Here is an 18,772-nt window from a genome sequence, read left to right as displayed (position 1 = left end):
AGGCTATTTTAAAAGACTTTTATCATTTTACCTTTTCTACATTCGTTACCACTAACACAAACTAACCAAGTAAATATGATGAAATCATCCCACATTTATTTTTGTACGGTAAGGGCAGGCACCAAAGCCCCGAATTTAGCGGAACAAGTTCATGCTCATTTATCTCAAAAATGTTACGATTTGAAGATAAGATTGTACCATCCGCAAGACGCATAATTTTAACAAAACAAAAGTTATTTCCTGGCTACCGGCCCTGATTTAAAGTTGGTAGTATAACGCATTAACTGGTTGTTTCCATGCAGGTTGTAAGCATGCGAATTTAACCGGCAGGGACTTGCTATGCATTAAATTTTAACCAAATAGATTTAATATTTATAATAATTATGGATAGACTTTACAATTTAAAAAGGACTTTTACTGCAATTGGAATAAAGCGTTTCCAATGCACTAAAGTGCTATATACTTTTACCTTACTGTTACTGATGGGTGCATCGTTTACTGCATTTGCACAAAGCACAGTAAATGGTACTGTAAAAGATACAAAAGGAGTTACCTTACCCGGCGTAAGCGTTAGGGTTAAAGGCACTACACAGGGTGCTGTTACCGATAACGATGGTAAATTTTCGATTAAGGCAGCTGCCAATGCTACCTTAACTTTTACTTATGTGGGTTACATCATTAAGGATGTGGCCATAAACAACAAAACGTTACTAAACATAGTTTTAGAAGACGATACGCAGGGACTTGATGAGGTGATTGTTGTGGGCTATGGCGTGCAGAAAAAATCTACTTTAACAGGTGCCGTAGCACAGATTGGTGCCGAAGAGGTAATGAAATCGCCTACACCAAGTCCAACCAATGCCCTGATTGGTCGCTTGCCGGGTTTACTGGCGGTACAAACCAGTGGTCAGCCTGGTGCCGATGGTGCCCAGTTAAAGGTTAGGGGAGTAGCTACTTACGGATCGAACAACGCAGCAATTGTTGTGGTAGATGGTGTAGAACGCCCGAGTTTTTCGGATGTGGATGCCAGCGAGATAGAATCGGTAACAGTTTTAAAAGATGCGGCTTCAACAGCGATTTACGGGATCAGGGGAGCGAATGGTATTATCGTTATTACCACCAAACAGGGGAAAATCGGCAAACCCAAAGTAACTTATACCGGTAATTTCGCTTTGCAAACTTATACTGGTTTAGCCGTTGGTTTACCCGCATTTGAAAATGCTTCCTTGTTAAATCAGTCGTATGTAAACGATGGTAAAGCACCTTTTTTCTCAGATGCAGAGTTGCAAAAGTTTAAAGACGGCTCAGACCCGATCGGTTATCCGGATGTGCAGTGGTTCGATTATTTAACCAAAAAATATTACGCGCAAACCCAGCATAACATCAATATTAATGGCGGGACAAAAATTGCAAAATATTTTGTTTCTGCAGGTTATGCCTTTCAGGATGGTATTTTTAAGAAATTCGATTCGCCTTATGGCATCAATACCGTACCCAATTACAACCGTTATAACTTCCGTTCGAATGTAGATTTAACGCTGAACAAAGATTTTACGGTAGGAATTAAACTGGGTGGTCGTTTTGCCAACCGTTATCAGCCAGCCGGATTATTATCTTCTTCAGCTTTCTCGTATGATACCATTGAAGGGATGATTTCACGTATTTTGCAGGTGCCGGCTTATGCTTATCCGGTAACACTCCCTGATGGCAGAATAACCGCTAACCCGAATATTGGTACCAACATCTGGAACCCGTTTGCGGTATTAACCCGTTTCGGAACCCGTAACGATGATAACAACACCATCGAAAGTACTTTTAACCTTAACTATAAACTGGGTTTTATTACCAAAGGTTTAGGCTTTAAAACAGTATTTGGATACGATTCTTACTACAATAATACCGAAAGAAGAAACGCCAACTGGGCGGCTTATGTTTACAATCCGGCAACCGGTCAGGCTACTTTATCAACCGATACCCGTAACCGTGATGAGCCTTTAGGAGCAGTGCAGGATGGGGGTGTAACCGGTGGAAGTACCAATATGAACCTGCAAACCGGTTTTGATTATAACCGCGATTTTGGCAGGCACAATGTTGGCGGATTGTTACTGGCTACCCGTCAGCTTATCCGTACAACCGGAGGATCGCCTTTTACTGCACCGCCAAGAGCATCGCAAGGTATTGTTGGTCGTGTTACCTATAATTATGGCGAAAGATATTTTGCCGAATTTAATGGTTCGTACAACGGATCGGAAAACTTTGCAGAAGGTTTGCGTTACGGTTTCTTCCCTGCAGTATCGGCTGGCTGGACACTTACCAACGAGCCTTTTTGGAAAAAGAACAATGTGCTCACTTATTTAAAAATCAGGGGAAGTTACGGACAGGTAGGTAACGACAGGATTTCGGATAACCGTTTCTTGTTCTTAACTACTTATACAGCCAATTCAGGCGCTCCGTTTGGTAATCCGCTGGCATTGGTTAATTATCCAACCCTTTATATTGGCGATACTGCTTTAGGAAATGATAAAGTAACCTGGGAAACCGGTACCAAAAGAAATATCGGTATGGAAGCCCGCTTCCTGAGCGATAACCTGAAATTAACGGTCGATCTTTTTGACGAAACCCGTAAAGATATTTTAACACCAACGCTAAGTGGTTCTGCATTATTCGGCCACGCTTACCCTAACTTAAATAAAGGTATTGTGTACAACAAGGGGTACGAAGTTGAGCTCGATTATCAGCGTGCTGTAGGTAGCGTAACCCTGGGCCTTAATGCGCAGTTGAGTTACAATAAAAACAAAATCCTGGAGAACGACGAACCAGATGGTATGCCTTTTTCGCTGGCCAGAAAAGGAACAAGTGTCGGGCAGTTTTTTGGATATAAAACCGATGGCTTTTTTCAGTCAGCGGCAGATATTGCAGCTTCACCTAAATTATCGGGTTACAACCCAATTCCGGGCGACTTAAAGTTTAAAGACCTTGATGGCGATGGCGTAATCACCAATTTAGATCAGGATGCCATCGGGTACACCAATACACCACAATACATTTACAGTTTTAGTCCGCGGGTTAGCTACAAAGGATTTTCACTTTCGGCCCTGTTTCAGGGAGTAGCGAATGTAAGCTCGAATGTGATCTTGAATGAGCAGAACAATGGTCAGCAGATGTATCCGTTCATGCTCGATGCCTGGACACCGGCAACTGCAGCAACTGCAACCTGGCCGGCCCTGCATGCCCGCGGTACGGCATCATTAAACTATGCCTTAAACGATTTTACCTTACAAAACTCGGCTTATTTAAAAATCAGGAACATTGAACTGGCCTGGACCCTTCCAAAATCGTGGATGAGTACTTTAAAACTAAGCAATGTGCGGGTTTTCTTACAGGGACAGAATATTTACACCTGGACCAAGTATAAATTCTACATCGATCCGGAGAATGTAAACACCATTAACACGGCTTTCCCTTTACAGGCGCTTTATCCAACATCGAGGATTTACAATTTTGGTTTAAACGTTCAATTTTAAGATCATGAAAAACTACAAAATATATACAGCTATTCTTTTATTAACGCTGTTTTCTGTTTCCTGCAAAAAAGACTACCTGGAAAGAACACCTGGTGTGGCTTTGAGCGAGGATGAGATTTTTGCAGATCCGGCACAGGCGGCCAGATTTGCCGATAACGCTTATAATTATGTAATCAACAAATATGTACGCTTTAACGATCACCGCGGCTGTGTGGCCCAGGCCTCAGATGAAGCCGTTTCGGGTAACTCGGAAGGTACCGTAACCACTTTAAACCGTGGCTTGTACCACGATCACAGTAACGGAGCTTCGTTAAACGATATTTACGATATCTGGAAAAGAATGTATGCCGGTATCGCCATCGAAACCAAAATGCTTTCGCGCCTGGCCGATGTGCCACCTGCACCACCTGCAACTGTGCCGATTTTTCAACCGGTTAGGGTAGAAGGCGAGATGCGTTTTTTACGTGCTATGTCTTATTTCGAGTTAACCAAAAGGTTTGGTGGCGTGCCTATCGTAGATAAAGTTTATACCGTAAATGATGAACTGAACCTGCCGCGCAGCTCGTTTGATGACGTAACCAAATACATCCTAGCAGATCTGGCTATTGCCGAAAACAAACTGGGCAATGATGCCGATTATACTACTGCAGATTATGGCCGCCCGACAAAAGGTGCAGTACAGGCTTTAAGAACCCGTGTGCTTTTATATGCAGCAAGTCCGCTAAATAACCCAACAGGCGATAAAAGTAAATGGGCTGCTGCAGCCGCTGCTGCGCAAAGATTAATGAACGGTGAGTTTGGACCATATGCTTTACAATTAACTTATGGCGATATCTTAAACGTACCTACTTCATCAGAATATATCATGATCCGCATTAAAGGCAATACACCTTTGGCCGGAGAGATGATGCAGGATTTTTCAATGTCGCCAGGCTCTGGTGGTGCCCAGGGACAAATGAACCCTACACAGAACCATGTAGATATGTACGAAATGGCCAACGGAAAAGCGATTACCGATCCAACTTCAGGTTACGATCCGCAGAAACCTTACGCCAACCGCGAGCCTCGTTTTTACGACAACATTATTTACAACGATCGCCCATGGCAGGGAAGGGCCATACAAATGTGGTCATCACCCGCAGGTGCACTCGATTACAGCACCACCATTACCTATACCGCTACGCGCTATTATTGCAAAAAATACTGGCCAGAGGTTTATCGTACCGTTGGTGGTAGCACAACCTTGCTTAACTACATTTATTTCCGTTATGCGGAAGTGTTGCTAAACTATGCCGAAGCACAAAATGAGGCGGAAGGCCCGGGCGATATCAACGGTTCGGTTTACGCACAGTTAATTGCCATCCGCAAACGTGGCGGAATACTGCCCGGAGCCGATAATCTTTACGGCCTAAAAGCCAACATGACCCAGGATGAAATGCGTACAGTGATCAGACACGAGCGTGCAATAGAACTGGCTTTCGAAGATCACCGCTGGTACGATATTATGCGCTGGAAAATTGGTGCTACCACCATTGGCGTTCCAATGAAAGGCATGGATGTGGTTAAACAAGCCAACGGAACTTTCACTTATACCCCATTTGTGCTGAGCCAGACTTTCCAAAAAACGTGGACTGAGAAACAAAATCTATATCCGATTCCAAGGGCAGAAATTTATAAAAGCAAAGGTGTATTAACACAAAATCCAGGTTGGGAATAGTGAGTTAATCAATGTAACGCTAAAAGATTATTGAAAATGAAATTATTAAGATCAAAATATAAATATATAGCCTGCCTGCTCTTTTTATGGGCCTGCGTGCTAAACGTTTACAGCCAAACGCCTGATGAACAGCTTACGGTTTCGGGGAGGGTAGTAGATCAGGATAAAAAGCCAATGGCCGGGGTAGCTATCTCTATCCAGGAAGATAAAACCAATAAATCGGTTATTACTGGTACCGACGGAAGTTTTACCCTTTCTACCTCTACCAGCGATGTAATTGTTTTTAAGTACGTAGGTTACCTGATGGTGCTTAAACCTGCTTCGGAGGTAAGCAAGGGCGATATAGTTTTAACCAAAGCACTTATCGATGCCGGCGATAACGACAATGTGTACATTCCGTTTGGTGTGAGGAAGAAAAGAGAGGTTACGGCCACCATTAGTACCATTACTACCGATGATCTGCCTCAGATTCCATCTTCATCATTAACCAATGTATTTACCGGCAGGCTACCGGGATTGGCCATTTATCCAAGTGGTTCGCAACAGCCTGGTTACGATGTATCGAGCTTTTTAATCCGTGGCCGCTCATCTTACAACAGCAACCAGGAACCTTTGGTACTGGTAGATGGTATTGAGCGCGATTTCAGATCGATGGATTTGGCCGAAATTGAAAGTGTAAGCGTATTAAAAGATGCCGCAACACTGGCCTGGTACGGTATGTACTCTGCCAATGGCGTAATTTATGTAAAAACAAAAAGAGGCAGCGCAACCTCTACCAGCGTTACTTTCGATGCGCAGGCAGGCTTACAGGCACCTTTACAAATTGCAGCGCCCTTAGATGCTTACAATTATGCGAGTTTATACAACGAAGCTTCCATTAACAGTGGCGGAGCAGCGGTTTACAGTCCTGCAGCTTTACAGGCTTATCAGGATGGCTCAGATCCCATTAAATATCCAAACAACAACTTTGTACGCGATTTCACTAAGCGTGTAGCGCCTACCCAGCGTTATGTAGCTACGGTTACCGGTGGTAATGCTTTTATTAAATATTATACTTTATTAAGTGCTTACCAGCAGGGAGGTTTTTACAAAGGTGGCCATAACGATACTTACGATGCCAATACCGATTTTAACCGCTATAATTTAAGGACCAACATCGATTTACACGTAAACAAGAACCTGGATGTAGCTTTAGATATCGGCGGACGGATTACCAACCTTACTTTCCCGAATGCAGGTACAGCAACCTTTTTTTCAACGGTTTACTCAACGCCAGCCAATGCTTTTCCGGTTATTAATACTAACGGATCGTATGGCGGAACTTCTATATTTTCTCAAAATAACCCTCAGGCCATGCTCGAGGCCAGGGGAGCCAGTACCGATCTGGTGCGCAATATGATGGCTACTTTAAGTGCCCGCCAAAAAATGGATGGCATATTAAAAGGCTTAACTGGTGAAGTTTTTTATGCTTATGATATCGCCGGATTATACCGCTCGGGTTTTAGCCAGCAGTATGCCACTTCTGAATTAAAAGCCGATGGAACCTATACTACTTATGGCACACCTGCCAAGGTAGATTATCAGCCCAATGCATTTTCGGGCAACATACGCAAAAGCGAATTTTGGGCAGGTTTCGATTATAACAGGACCTTCGGAAAGCACGATATTAAATTCAGTACCCGTGTTTCGAGGGCCAATTATGCCTCATTTGGCAGTTTGGATGTACGCCGCGAAGGATGGTCAAACCGCTTATCATACAATTATATCCAGCGCTATTTTATTGATTTAACCGCTTCTTACGCCGGTTCAGAAAATTTTGCGCCGGATTCGCGGTATGGGTTTTTCCCGGCCGCATCGGCGGGATGGATCATTTCTGACGAGGATTTTATGAAAAGCTCAACAAGTTTTCTCGATTTCTTAAAGATCAGGGGATCTTACGGATTGGTGGGTAACGATGCTATCGGATCGGCCAGAAGATTTGCTTATAACGATTTCTTTACCAGAAGTGCTGCAGGTTATACCTTTGGTACAGGTTTCGCCGGAGTAAGTGGTTCGGGTCAGCTGGCTTTGGCCAACCCTTTCTTAACCTGGGAGAAAGCCTATAAAACCAGTGTAGGTTTTGATGCCAAATTGTTTAAACAGGCTTTATCTATCAGTGCCGATTACTTTTACGAAGACCGGAAAGATTTAACCACGGCATCACTATTACCAAGTTTGCTGGGGCAATCGCTAATTTATGTTAACGAAGGCGAGGCATCGTACAAAGGTTTTGAAACCGGCATAAACTACAATAAAAAACTGGGTGGCGTAAACCTGAATGTGTTCGGCAATTTTACCTACAACACGAGTAAAATTCTGGCCATTAACGAAGGAGCAGGCTTGCCCGACTATCAGAAACAATTGGGACACCCCATTTCGAGCGTAATTTCTCCGGCGGCTACTGCCAACACGGGTGCAGGTTATGTAAGCATGATGCTCATTTCGGATGGTATCTTCCAAAACCAGGCACAGATTGATGCTTCCGCCAAACAGATTTTATCAAAAGATGTGAAACCCGGCGATATTAAATATGTAGATCAGAATGGTGATGGCGTAATTAACGACCTCGACCGTGTGAGAACCGATTTCAACTTCGTACCTAAAGCTTATTTTGGCTTTGGTGCCTCAGTTTCTTATGCCAATTTTGATGCAAACTTCTTGTTTCAGGGTACCAGTGGCCGTTCAATTACCATACAACAACTGGTAAATGCGGGTAATACTAATAATGGCTTTTTAAACCAGTTCAGTGTAGACCGCTGGACACCCGATAATCCGGGCGCTCCTTATCCGAGGTTACTGCTAACCGATCGTGGCAACAATACCGCTACTTCCGATTTCTGGATCAGATCAGGCGATTACATCAGGTTAAAAAATGTGGAGATCGGCTATTCGCTTTCGCCTTCATTTATCAAAAAGTTAAAAATCAGGCAGCTGCGTTTTTATGCAAGTGGTTTAAACCTGCTAACTTTCGATAAACTGGGCGATCTGCCAATCGATCCTGAATTGCCTGAATCGGGTTACAATTCATCTTATCCATACATGAAAATATATTCGTTCGGTGTGAATTTGAAATTTTAAACGATAAGACCGTGAAGTTTACCGGGATGTAAATACCGTTAAGCCTCACCTTTAAAAACTAAAAGAGATGAAAAAAAATATATTTTATTCAATCCTGATCCTTGCGGTAATCTGCGTGGCGGGATGTAAAAAAAGCGGGTTTCTTCAGGATGGCGAATTTAGTGGTGGTAACGACATTACACAGGCGCAGTTGTGGGCCAATCCCGATTATGCCCGTAATTTCCTGAACAATGTTTATGCATCACTTTCCGATCGTTACGATCTGGATGATGGAGCGTTACTGGCTTCGGCATCTGATGAGGCCGTTAACTCTAACCTAAACTCATCCGTAAACATTTTGAATAATGGTACCTGGAGTCCGGTTAAAACTTTCGATGATGTGTATTTTGCCATGTATTCGGGTATTCGCAAGGCCAATATGTTTCTCGAAAATATTGATGGGGCAGTAATCGTACCGGCCGACGAAACTTTTCCGTTAAACAATGCGGCAAACCAGGGAATGGCACCACAAATTGCCCGCTTAAAAGGTCAGGCTTATTTTTTACGTGCATTTTTCCAGTTCGAATTGCTTAAACGTTATGGCAGTTTTGCCATCGTAACGCGTACACTTACGGTAACCGACGATCTGGATTTACCGCGAAACTCTTTTGACGATTGTGTGAAACAGATTTCTGCCGATTGCGAAGAAGCCATTACGCGCCTGCCGCTATCTCCAACAGAATGGAATACACCTTTGCGCGGCAGGGCTACCCAAACCGCTGCAATGGCACTTAAAGCCAGGTTACTGCTGTATGCAGCTAGTCCCTTGTACAATCCGGGTGGCGATGTAGCCAAATGGCAGGCTGCTGCCGATGCTGCAAAGCGGATTATAGATACCGGTAAACATGGTATTTATACTTCTTACCCAAATATCTGGTTATGGAACAATGGTGCTTTCAATATCGAAACCATTTTTGCAACAGCAACCTTAAACACCAATACCATCGAACAGAATAATGCGCCGGTGAGCTACGATGCTGCCAATGGCCGTACAAATCCGACACAGGAATTGGTAGATGCCTTTGAAATGAAAACCACAGGCCGGATGATTACCGATGCGGCTTCCGGCTATTCGGCAACTGCGCCTTATACCAACCGCGATCCACGTTTAAATTTTGCCATTATGTACAATGGCTCAACTTTTAAAAGTAAAACAGTCGAAACCTTTGTAGGTGGTAAAGATGGTTTGGGCTTAAATGTAAATGCAACCAAAACCGGTTATTACCTGCGTAAATATTTAAGCGAAAGTGCATCATGGGCTGGAAACAGCGCTACAGTACGTCGCCCGTGGATTTTCTTCAGGTACGCAGAAGTGCTATTGAATTATGCCGAAGCGTTAAATGAGGCGCAGGGTACTGGTGCATTAACGCAGATTTTAACAAGCTTAAATGCAATCAGAAGCAGAACTGGTGTGGCTATGCCTGCTTTGCAAACGACCAATCCCGCTGCAAACGGTTATGTGGCACCAACCAAAGAAGAGTTGCGTAAACGTATCCGTAACGAGCGTAGGGTAGAGCTTTGTTTCGAAGAACAACGTTTTTACGACGTGCGGAGGTGGAAAGAAGGCGAGACCACATTTAACAAAGCTGTTACAGGAATGCGGATTACCCAGGTAGGACCAACCACCTTTACCTACACGCCATTTACGGTAGAAAACAGGGTTTTTACGGCTAAAAACTACTTATATCCGCTTTCACAAAACGAATTAAACAAGGCACCAAAGCTGGGACAGAACCCCGGTTATTAAAAAAAACTAGATTTTGCTCAAATTTAGGCGGACGGTGGAAACACCGTCCGTTAATTAATTGTTAGTTTTGGAACAATCAATTAATTAATAAAAACTTAAGTTATGCTAAAAAGAACCTATAGCGTATTTTTAATCTGCTTTTCGCTTCTTTCATCAGTTAGTTACGGTCAGGTTACCGCTATACAGAATATTCAGGCGCGTAAAATCCAGAGCCTGAATGGTAAATGGAACTATATTGTAGATCCTTATGAAAACGGTTACTACGATTACCGTCACGAACCGTTCGATCAGTCTAAGACCGGAACCGGAGGCTATTTTGATGATAAAGTGCAGAAAGATAAGTCAGAATTGATTGAGTATGATTTCGACCATTCGCCACAAATGAATGTTCCTGGCGACTGGAATTCGCAATCAGAAAAATTAGAGCTTTATGAGGGCAATGTTTGGTTACGCAAAAAGTTTGATGCAAAACCCGAAAAAGGAAAAAGATATTTTGTGTATTTCGGTGCGGTTAACTACGAGGCGCATGTGTACCTGAACGGTAAAAAGCTGGGCGTGCACAAAGGTGGTTTTACACCTTTTCAGTTCGATGTAACCAGCAATTTAAAAGCGGGCGAAAATTCTATCGTACTTAAAGTAGATAATATCCGCAAGCAAGACGAAATCCCAACCGTAAATACCGACTGGTGGAATTATGGGGGCATTACCCGCGATGTTTTCCTTGCCGAGTTTCCGGAGCATTTTATCAGCGATTATAAATTGCAGCTTGTTAAAGGCAATAATAACCTGTTAAATTTTACGGTGAAACTTGCCGATGCGACTTCAGGGCAGGAAGTTACATTGTCTATTCCGGAGCTTAAGTTAGAGAAGAAATACAAAACTGATGGTGAAGGGAAAATTGCCGATGAGTTTATCTGGAATAACCTGAACCTTTGGTCGCCCGAAACCCCTAAGGTTTACGCGGTAAACATTAAAACCGATAAAGAAGATATTAACGATAAAATTGGTTTCAGAACCATACAGGCGGATGGCGACAGCATTTTGTTAAACGGCAAATCTGTTTTCTTGAGAGGGATTTCGCTGCACGATGAAAACCCACTTCTGGCCGGCCGTTTACGTTCGGAAGGCGATATGCGCATGATGTTGCAGTGGGCAAAAGATATGAATTGCAACTATGTGCGTTTGGCACATTATCCGCATAACGAAGAAATGATTCGTTTGGCTGACGAGATGGGCTTATTGGTTTGGGCCGAGGTTCCGGTTTACTGGACCATCAGCTGGACTAACCCTGCCACTTATGCCAATGCCAAGCAACAATTAACCGATTTAATTGTACGCGATAAAAACCGCGCCAGTGTAATTGTTTGGTCGATAGGGAATGAAACACCGCTGAGTAGCGCCCGTTTGAGCTTTATGAGCAACCTGGCCGAAACTGCCCGCAATTTAGACGATACGCGTTTAGTTGCTGCAGCTTTGGAGGTACACCGCGAAGGAAACAACATTATTTTAAACGATCCGCTTGGCGAAAAAATAGACCTGGTAAGTTTTAACGAGTACGCCGGCTGGTACTGGGGAGGCAATCCTTCCGAAATTACCAAATACAATTTCGATATCAAGTACAAAAAACCGGTGGTGATTACCGAGTTTGGCGGCGATGCCTTAGGTGGTTTCCACGCCGATGAAAATACACGCTGGAGTGAAGAATACCAGGAAGCTTTATACAAAAACCAGATTACCCTGTTGAGCAAAATTGGCGCACTGCGTGGCATGACTCCCTGGATTTTAACCGACTTCCGCTCACCCAGAAGACAACACCCGATTTACCAGAATTTCTGGAACCGCAAAGGCTTAATTAGTGAAACCGGTAAGAAGAAGAAAGCCTTTTATGTACTAAAAGATTTTTACGGCCAAATGCAGGTCAAATACAAATAAAAAGATGAACAGATTTACGACAATTGGTTTTGCTACTAAAATGATGCTTTCGGCATCATTGTTAACCATTTCTTGTGCCAAGGGTACCAGTATCGATACTCCGGTGATCAAGGCAGAAGAAAGCTTGCAAAAAAAGATGCCCTTCCCGATAGGTGCAGCTTTGAATGTAAGTTTGTTAAAGAGCAATGCCAGTTATCGTAATCTGGTAATAAAAGAATTTAACAGCGTTACCGCCGAAAACGCAATGAAATTTGCTTCGGTTCATCCCGCTAAAGATACCTACACCTGGAGTGATGCCGATTACCTGGTTGATTTTGCCAGGGCCAATGGCAAGCGCGTACATGGCCATACCTTAAACTGGTACCAGTCTTTACCCGATTGGCTAAAGAATTTTCAGGGCAGCACAGCCGATTGGGAAAATATACTGAAAACCCATATCCAAACCGTTGTGGGGCATTTTAAAGGTAAGGTAGTTTCGTGGGATGTGGTGAACGAAGCGGTTAACGAAGATGGTACTTTGCGCAACACGATCTGGCTACAGAAACTGGGCGCAGATTATATCAGCAGGGCATTTCAGTATGCACATGAGGCAGATCCCGATGCCCTGCTATTTTACAATGATTACGGGCATGAGTACAGTTCAACTAAACGTACCGCCATATTAAATCTGGTTAACGGGTTAAAAAGCAAAGGCATTCCAATTGATGGAATTGGCTTGCAAATGCACACCAACGTAACCCAAACCGATGCTAATTTAACTGCCGCAATTGCAACTGCTGCGGCAACCGGGCTAAAAGTCCACATCTCTGAAGTTGATATCTCCCTAAATGCTGCCAATACACCTGGCGCAACTTATACTGTCGCCTTAGGTGAGCAACAGGCAGCCAAATATAAAACCATTGTTAAAGCTTATAATGCCATACCCAAAAATCAGCAGTTTGGCATTACCCAATGGAATGTTACTGATGGCGATAGCTGGATTCCACTGTTTTATAAACATGCCGACTGGCCCTTGCCCTTCGATGCACAATACCAGCGGAAAGCAGCTTACCAGGGGATTTTAGACGGCGTTAAATAGCAAATTACATCCATGAGAAAATATCTTTCACTGGCCTTAATTTTAGGCCTTTCTGTAACCACTGCGGGCGCACAGGATAAAAAAATAGAAAAGAAAATCGATTCGGTTTTAAAACTGATGACCTTAGAAGAGAAAATCGGGCAGTTGAACCAGTACACCGGCGATCGCGATGCTACCGGCCCGATTACCAATAATCCAAATAAATTAAAAGATATCCGCGATGGTAAACTGGGTTCCATGTTAAACGTACGTGGTGCCAAAGAAACCCGCGAAGTACAGGAAGTGGCGATGCAATCGCGCCTGAAGATCCCCTTGATTTTTGGTTTAGATGTGATTCATGGTTACCGCGTAACCTTTCCCATTCCCCTGGCCGAAGCCGCAAGCTGGGATTTAGCCGAAATGGAAAATGCTGCACGTGTTGCCGCCCGCGAAACCGCTGCCTCGGGAGTACACTGGACATTTGCACCCATGGTTGATATTGCACGCGATCCACGTTGGGGCAGGGTGATGGAAGGTGCCGGCGAAGATACTTACCTCGGCTCTAAAATTGCTTTTGCACGTGTAAAGGGCTTTCAGGGTAAAGGCTTAGGTCAACTGGATGCCATTATGGCCTGCGCCAAACATTTTGCCGCTTATGGTGCTGCCATTGCCGGTAGGGATTATAACACAGTCGACATGAGCGAACATACTTTATGGGAAACCTATCTGCCGCCATTTAAGGCTGCGGTTGATGCTGGTGCGGCTACTTTTATGAATGCTTTTAACACCCTGAACGGCATCCCGGCTACCGGAAACAGTTATTTACAGCGCGACATTTTGAAAGGCCAGTGGAAATACAATGGTTTTGTGGTGAGCGACTGGGGATCAATCGGCGAGATGATTGCCCATGGTTACGCCAAAGATAAAGAACAGGCAGCCGAACTGGCCATTAAAGCGGGTAGCGATATGGACATGGAAAGCAGGAGCTATTTGCCCAGTTTAGCCAAATTAGTGTCCGATAAAAAAGTTCCGCTCGCCTTGGTTGATGATGCCGTTAGGAGGATTTTGCGCAAGAAATTTGAACTCGGTTTGTTCGATGATCCTTATCGTTTTAGTAACGAGAGCCGTCAGGAAAAGGAATTAAACTCAGCAGAGAACAGAAAAGCTGCTTTAACCATGGCTCAAAAAAGCATGGTGCTGCTAAAAAACGATAACCAACTATTGCCCTTATCCAAAAGCTTAAAAAAGATTGCTGTAATTGGTCCGCTGGGCAAATCAGAAAAAGATATGCAGGGCTTTTGGTCAATTGCATGGGAAAAAGATAACCTGGTTTCCTTATACCAGGGTTTAAAAAATAAGGTGGGTAACCAAACCGAACTTTTGTACGCCAAAGGTTGCGAAGTGGCCGATTCGTCGAAAGCAGATTTTGCTGGGGCGGTTGAAGTGGCCAGGCAGGCTGATGTGGTAATTATGGCCGTTGGCGAAACTTTAGATATGAGCGGCGAGGCCAAAAGCAGGGCCAATATCCGTATTCCGGGCGTACAGGAAGATTTAATTAAAGCAGTTCAGGCTACCGGTAAGCCTGTAGTTGTACTGGTAATGGCCGGTCGCCCGCTAATTTTCAACTGGACAGCCGATCATGCTCCGGCTATTCTGTATACCTGGTGGCTGGGTAGCGAGGCCGGTAATGCCATGGCCAATGTGTTGTATGGCGATTACAATCCTTCGGGTAAATTACCGATGACTTTCCCACGTGACGAAGGCCAGATTCCATTGTATTATAATTATTTAAGCACAGGCAGGCCCGCTAAGAACGACAAAGATACGCGTTACCGCTCGGCTTATTTAGATATGCCTAACAGTCCGAAATTTGCATTTGGTTATGGCTTAAGCTATACCACTTTCGATTACAATGCTTTGGTACTGAATAAAACCCAGATGGGCATGAACGATAAAATCACCGTGAATTTTACTTTAAAAAATACAGGTAAGTACGCTGGCGAAGAAGTAGTTCAGCTGTATTTGCAGGATAAGTTTGCTTCAGTAGCGCGCCCTGTTAAAGAACTGAAAGATTTTCGGAAAGTGATGCTCAATGCAGGAGAAAGTAAAACCATCAGCTTTACGATTGATAAAGAGAAATTGTCTTTTTACAACCAGCAGTTAAAATGGGGTGCCGAGCCCGGCGATTTTAAACTGATGATTGGGACGGCTTCGAACAATATTAAGCTGGAGAAAGACTTTACGTTGACGGATTAGGGAGCGTTGATGTTACCAGCCACGGATGCACGGAGAAACGCGGAAAAGGTTGTGTGGATGGGATGGGACTTAGCTGGTCGGTGAAGACACCAACCAGTAGGGAAAAATACTTGGTGTGTCTTGTGCCTTTGTGGTTAAATGAAAATGGTTCGTGCGGACACGAACCATGGCATTCGAAAAAAGTATGGCCACGGATGCACGGAGAAACACGGAAGGGTTGTTTGGATAGGATGGACTCGGCTGGTTGGTGAGGACACCAACCAGTAGGGGAAGAAAATGGTTCGTGTGGACACAAACCATGGCGTTTGGAACAGTAACGGTTGCAGTTTTAACAATAACGGAGGCAGTTTGAATACTAACGGAAGCAATTTGAACAGTAACGGTGGTAGTTTTAACAGTAACGGTGACAGTTTTAACGCTAACGGTGGCATTTTGAACAGTAACGGAGGCATTTTGAACAGTAACGACGACAGTTTTAAGGCTAACGGCGGTGTTTTGAAGAGTAACGACGGTGTTTGGAACAGTAAGAATGGAACTTAGCTGGTCGGTGAGGACACCAACCAGTAGGGAAGATGTATACGGGGATCGTCATCTCGACTGTAGCGCAGCGAAATGGAGAGATCTATAAACAGATTTCTCGACTGCGTTGCACTTCGCTCGAAATGACGGATGCTATTAAAACGATGGCAAGGTTAAAAGCCTATCAATTAAATTATTGAAAATTAAACAAATGTTAAAAGCGAAATCACTTTTATTACTTATAGCCCTTATAACTGGCTTTCAGTGCCTGGCGCAGGATGCTGGCCGTAAAATTATTAGCCTGAACGATCAATGGGAATTCCATAAAGAAAACGGGCCAGCTGAAGCCATTACGCTTCCGCATACCTGGAACGATAAAGACGTTTTAGATGATGCTCCCGGTTATTACCGTGGTGTTGGCATTTACAAACGCAAGTTAAAACTCGATGAAAGTGCCAAAAATAAAGCAGTATATCTTGTTTTTAATGGTGTAGCGCAAGAAGCCGAAGTATTGGTTAACGGACAATCTGCAGCTAAACACATTGGTAGCTATACCCGTTTCATTGTGCCCATAAGCAGATTTTTAAACTATAAAGATGATGCAATCGAAGTGCGTGCTACTAACCGCTTCAACGAAGATATTCCACCATTAACTGCAGATTTTACCTTTTTCGGAGGTTTATACCGCAATGTTAACCTGTTAATTACCAATCCGGTTCATTTTTCACAAAAGGAAAATGGAAGTGCCGGGGTTTTTATTACCACGCCGCAGGTTTCGGCAGCTACAGCAAGTGTGCAGGTTAAAAGTTTTATCGATAACGGATCAGTGGCAACACAAAAAGTGCAGGTCATCAATACCATATTTGATGCAAACGGAAAGGTTGTGGTTAACCAAACGAGTACCATCAGTCTCAATAAAGGTGAAAACAAATGGCTTATACAAGATATTAAAGGCATTCAGAAGCCCGAGTTATGGTCGCCTGAAAACCCTTACCTGTACCGTGTAATCACAAAAATTATCGATACCAAAACGAAAGCTGTTATCGACCAGGTATCCAATCCGCTGGGTTTCCGCTGGTTTAAGTTCGATGCCGAGAAAGGATTTTTCTTAAACGATAAACCGGTTAAAATTATTGGTGCAAGCCGTCACCAGGATTACGAAAACAGGGGCAATGCCACGCCAGATGCTTTGCAGATCAGGGATATTGAATTACTGAAAGCCATGGGCGGTAACTTTTTGCGTGTAGCCCACTATCCGCAAGATCCACAGATTTTAGAAGCTTGCGATAGGTTGGGCATATTGGCTTCGGTCGAAATCCCCGTTGTAAATACCATCACCGAAAGCGAAGCTTTTACCCAGAACTGTTTGAACATGCAGACCGAAATGATTAAACAGAATTTTAATCATCCAAGCATTATCATTTGGGCTTATATGAATGAGATTTTGCTGCGTTTAAAGTTCTCAAACGATAAGCCCCGCCAGCAGGTTTATTTCGATCATGTGCGCGAGCTGGCACAAAAACTGGATAGCCTAACCCGTAAACTGGATCCATCGCGCCATACCATGCTGGTTAACCACGGGGCCTGGGATATTTACAATAAGGTTGGCCTGACTAAAATCCCAATGATTGTAGGCTGGAACCTGTATTCGGGCTGGTATTCTGGCGTTCCCGAAGATTTTGGTAAATTTTTAGACCGCCACCACAAAGAGCTACCCAATACGCCTTTTATGGTTACCGAATATGGGGCTGATGCCGATCCGAGAATCCGCTCATTTTCGCCCATCCGCTTCGATAAAAGTGTAGAATATGCAGTTAAGTTTAATCAGGTTTACCTCAATGCAATGCTAAGCCGTCCATTTGTAGCGGGTGGAATGGCCTGGAACCTGGCCGATTTTAATTCTGAAACCCGCGAGGAAACCATGCCGCACATCAATAATAAAGGTTTGCTTACCATTGGTCGAGAGGCAAAAGATACCTATTTGCTATACCAGGCTTATTTATCGGACAAACCCTATCTGAAAATTACTGCTGCACATTGGAAGGAAAGGACGGGTATGGCCGATTCGGCTACCTTAACCACCAGTACGCAGCCTGTACAGGTGGCTACAAACCTTAAATCGGCCGAACTTTTTTTAAACGACAAAAGCTTAGGCTTAAAAGAAGCAGCCGATCACATTATCGATTGGCAGGTGCCTTTTGTTAACGGTATTAACCAATTGCGGGTGGTTTCTGCTGAGCAGAGCGATCAGGCAGAAATATATTTCCAACTGCAACCTTTTAAATTTAATGCAGCCAATATTCCATTTAAAAATATCAATGTGCTGTTGGGATCCAAACGTTTTTACATCGATGAGAAGGAACATCAGCTTTGGATGCCCGATCAGCCTTATCAAGCCGGCGCATGGGGTTATGTAGGTGGCGAACCTTATAAAGGAACCAATAATCGCATTACTTATGGCAGCGACAAAAATATTTTAGGCAGCGATAACGACCCTGTTTACCAAACGCAACAGGTGGGTATCAGGCAGTTTAAGTTCGATGTTCCTGACGGTGAATACGAAGTAGCACTGCATTTTGCCGAACTGGTGGGCGGAGAAGCCAAAGAAGCCCTGGCTTATAACCTGGATAACAACCACAAAAAAGAAATAGAAGAGCAACGCATTTTCGGGGTTTCCATCAACGGTACACCTTTTATGCCGAAATTAAATCTGGCGCTCGATTTTGGTTACACCACTGCCGTAAAGAAAACCACCAGAATTACCGTGCAAAATGGTAAGGGAATCTCGGTTGATTTCAATGCCATTCAGGGTAAGCCGGTTTTAAATGCCATACAGCTTAGAAAAATATATTAATCGCTATATA

At 43.7% G+C, this 18,772-nt stretch carries 9 protein-coding genes; all 9 read left to right on the top strand.

Annotation, left to right across the window (positions count from 1 at the left end):
• The first annotated feature begins 383 nt into the window (after positions 1–383).
• The 9 genes from HWV58_RS11820 (at position 384) to HWV58_RS11780 (ending at position 18,762) form a co-directional block, all read left to right on the top strand.
• Positions 384–3,524: a SusC/RagA family TonB-linked outer membrane protein gene (locus HWV58_RS11820; RefSeq protein WP_175634297.1), complete on the top strand. Its 3,141-nt coding sequence runs from the start codon at positions 384–386 to the stop codon at positions 3,522–3,524.
• A gap of 4 nt (positions 3,525–3,528) precedes the next feature.
• On the top strand, positions 3,529–5,241 hold the full coding sequence (locus HWV58_RS11815) for a RagB/SusD family nutrient uptake outer membrane protein (protein WP_175634296.1): 1,713 nt from the start codon (positions 3,529–3,531) through the stop codon (positions 5,239–5,241).
• Positions 5,242–5,277: 36 nt separating this feature from the next.
• Entirely contained in the window at positions 5,278–8,358 is a 3,081-nt protein-coding gene (locus HWV58_RS11810) for a SusC/RagA family TonB-linked outer membrane protein (RefSeq protein WP_175634295.1), read from the top strand.
• 67 nt (positions 8,359–8,425) lie between these two features.
• Positions 8,426–10,144, top strand: coding sequence for a RagB/SusD family nutrient uptake outer membrane protein (locus HWV58_RS11805; protein WP_175634294.1), 1,719 nt, complete (start codon positions 8,426–8,428; stop codon positions 10,142–10,144).
• A 102-nt stretch (positions 10,145–10,246) separates the two neighbouring features.
• The gene (locus tag HWV58_RS11800) at positions 10,247–12,076 is read left to right on the top strand and encodes a glycoside hydrolase family 2 protein (RefSeq protein WP_175634293.1); all 1,830 of its coding nucleotides are present in this window, start codon (positions 10,247–10,249) and stop codon (positions 12,074–12,076) included.
• 4 nt (positions 12,077–12,080) lie between these two features.
• A complete protein-coding gene (locus HWV58_RS11795) occupies positions 12,081–13,154 on the top strand; it encodes an endo-1,4-beta-xylanase (protein WP_235972718.1) in 1,074 nt (357 codons plus the stop codon).
• Between the two features lie 12 nt (positions 13,155–13,166).
• Positions 13,167–15,389, top strand: a complete 2,223-nt coding sequence (locus HWV58_RS11790) for a glycoside hydrolase family 3 N-terminal domain-containing protein (protein WP_175634292.1) — start codon at positions 13,167–13,169, stop codon at positions 15,387–15,389.
• A gap of 285 nt (positions 15,390–15,674) precedes the next feature.
• Positions 15,675–15,929 (top strand): hypothetical protein, encoded by a 255-nt coding sequence (locus HWV58_RS11785; RefSeq protein WP_175634291.1) that lies wholly within the window; start codon positions 15,675–15,677, stop codon positions 15,927–15,929.
• A gap of 190 nt (positions 15,930–16,119) precedes the next feature.
• Positions 16,120–18,762: a glycoside hydrolase family 2 TIM barrel-domain containing protein gene (locus HWV58_RS11780; protein WP_175634290.1), complete on the top strand. Its 2,643-nt coding sequence runs from the start codon at positions 16,120–16,122 to the stop codon at positions 18,760–18,762.
• Positions 18,763–18,772: the final 10 nt, after the last annotated feature.

This window comes from Pedobacter ghigonis (genome assembly GCF_903166585.1).
Lineage (GTDB): Bacteria > Bacteroidota > Bacteroidia > Sphingobacteriales > Sphingobacteriaceae > Pedobacter > Pedobacter ghigonis.
The sequence above is the reverse complement of the archived record's forward strand: the minus strand, read 5'-3'. Positions and strand labels throughout refer to the sequence as shown.

Coding starts and splice junctions, on each gene's coding strand:
- HWV58_RS11820 (WP_175634297.1), top strand. CDS start 384: ATGGATAGACTTTACAATTTAAAAAGGACTTTTACTGCAATTGGAATA.
- HWV58_RS11815 (WP_175634296.1), top strand. CDS start 3,529: ATGAAAAACTACAAAATATATACAGCTATTCTTTTATTAACGCTGTTT.
- HWV58_RS11810 (WP_175634295.1), top strand. CDS start 5,278: ATGAAATTATTAAGATCAAAATATAAATATATAGCCTGCCTGCTCTTT.
- HWV58_RS11805 (WP_175634294.1), top strand. CDS start 8,426: ATGAAAAAAAATATATTTTATTCAATCCTGATCCTTGCGGTAATCTGC.
- HWV58_RS11800 (WP_175634293.1), top strand. CDS start 10,247: ATGCTAAAAAGAACCTATAGCGTATTTTTAATCTGCTTTTCGCTTCTT.
- HWV58_RS11795 (WP_235972718.1), top strand. CDS start 12,081: ATGAACAGATTTACGACAATTGGTTTTGCTACTAAAATGATGCTTTCG.
- HWV58_RS11790 (WP_175634292.1), top strand. CDS start 13,167: ATGAGAAAATATCTTTCACTGGCCTTAATTTTAGGCCTTTCTGTAACC.
- HWV58_RS11780 (WP_175634290.1), top strand. CDS start 16,120: ATGTTAAAAGCGAAATCACTTTTATTACTTATAGCCCTTATAACTGGC.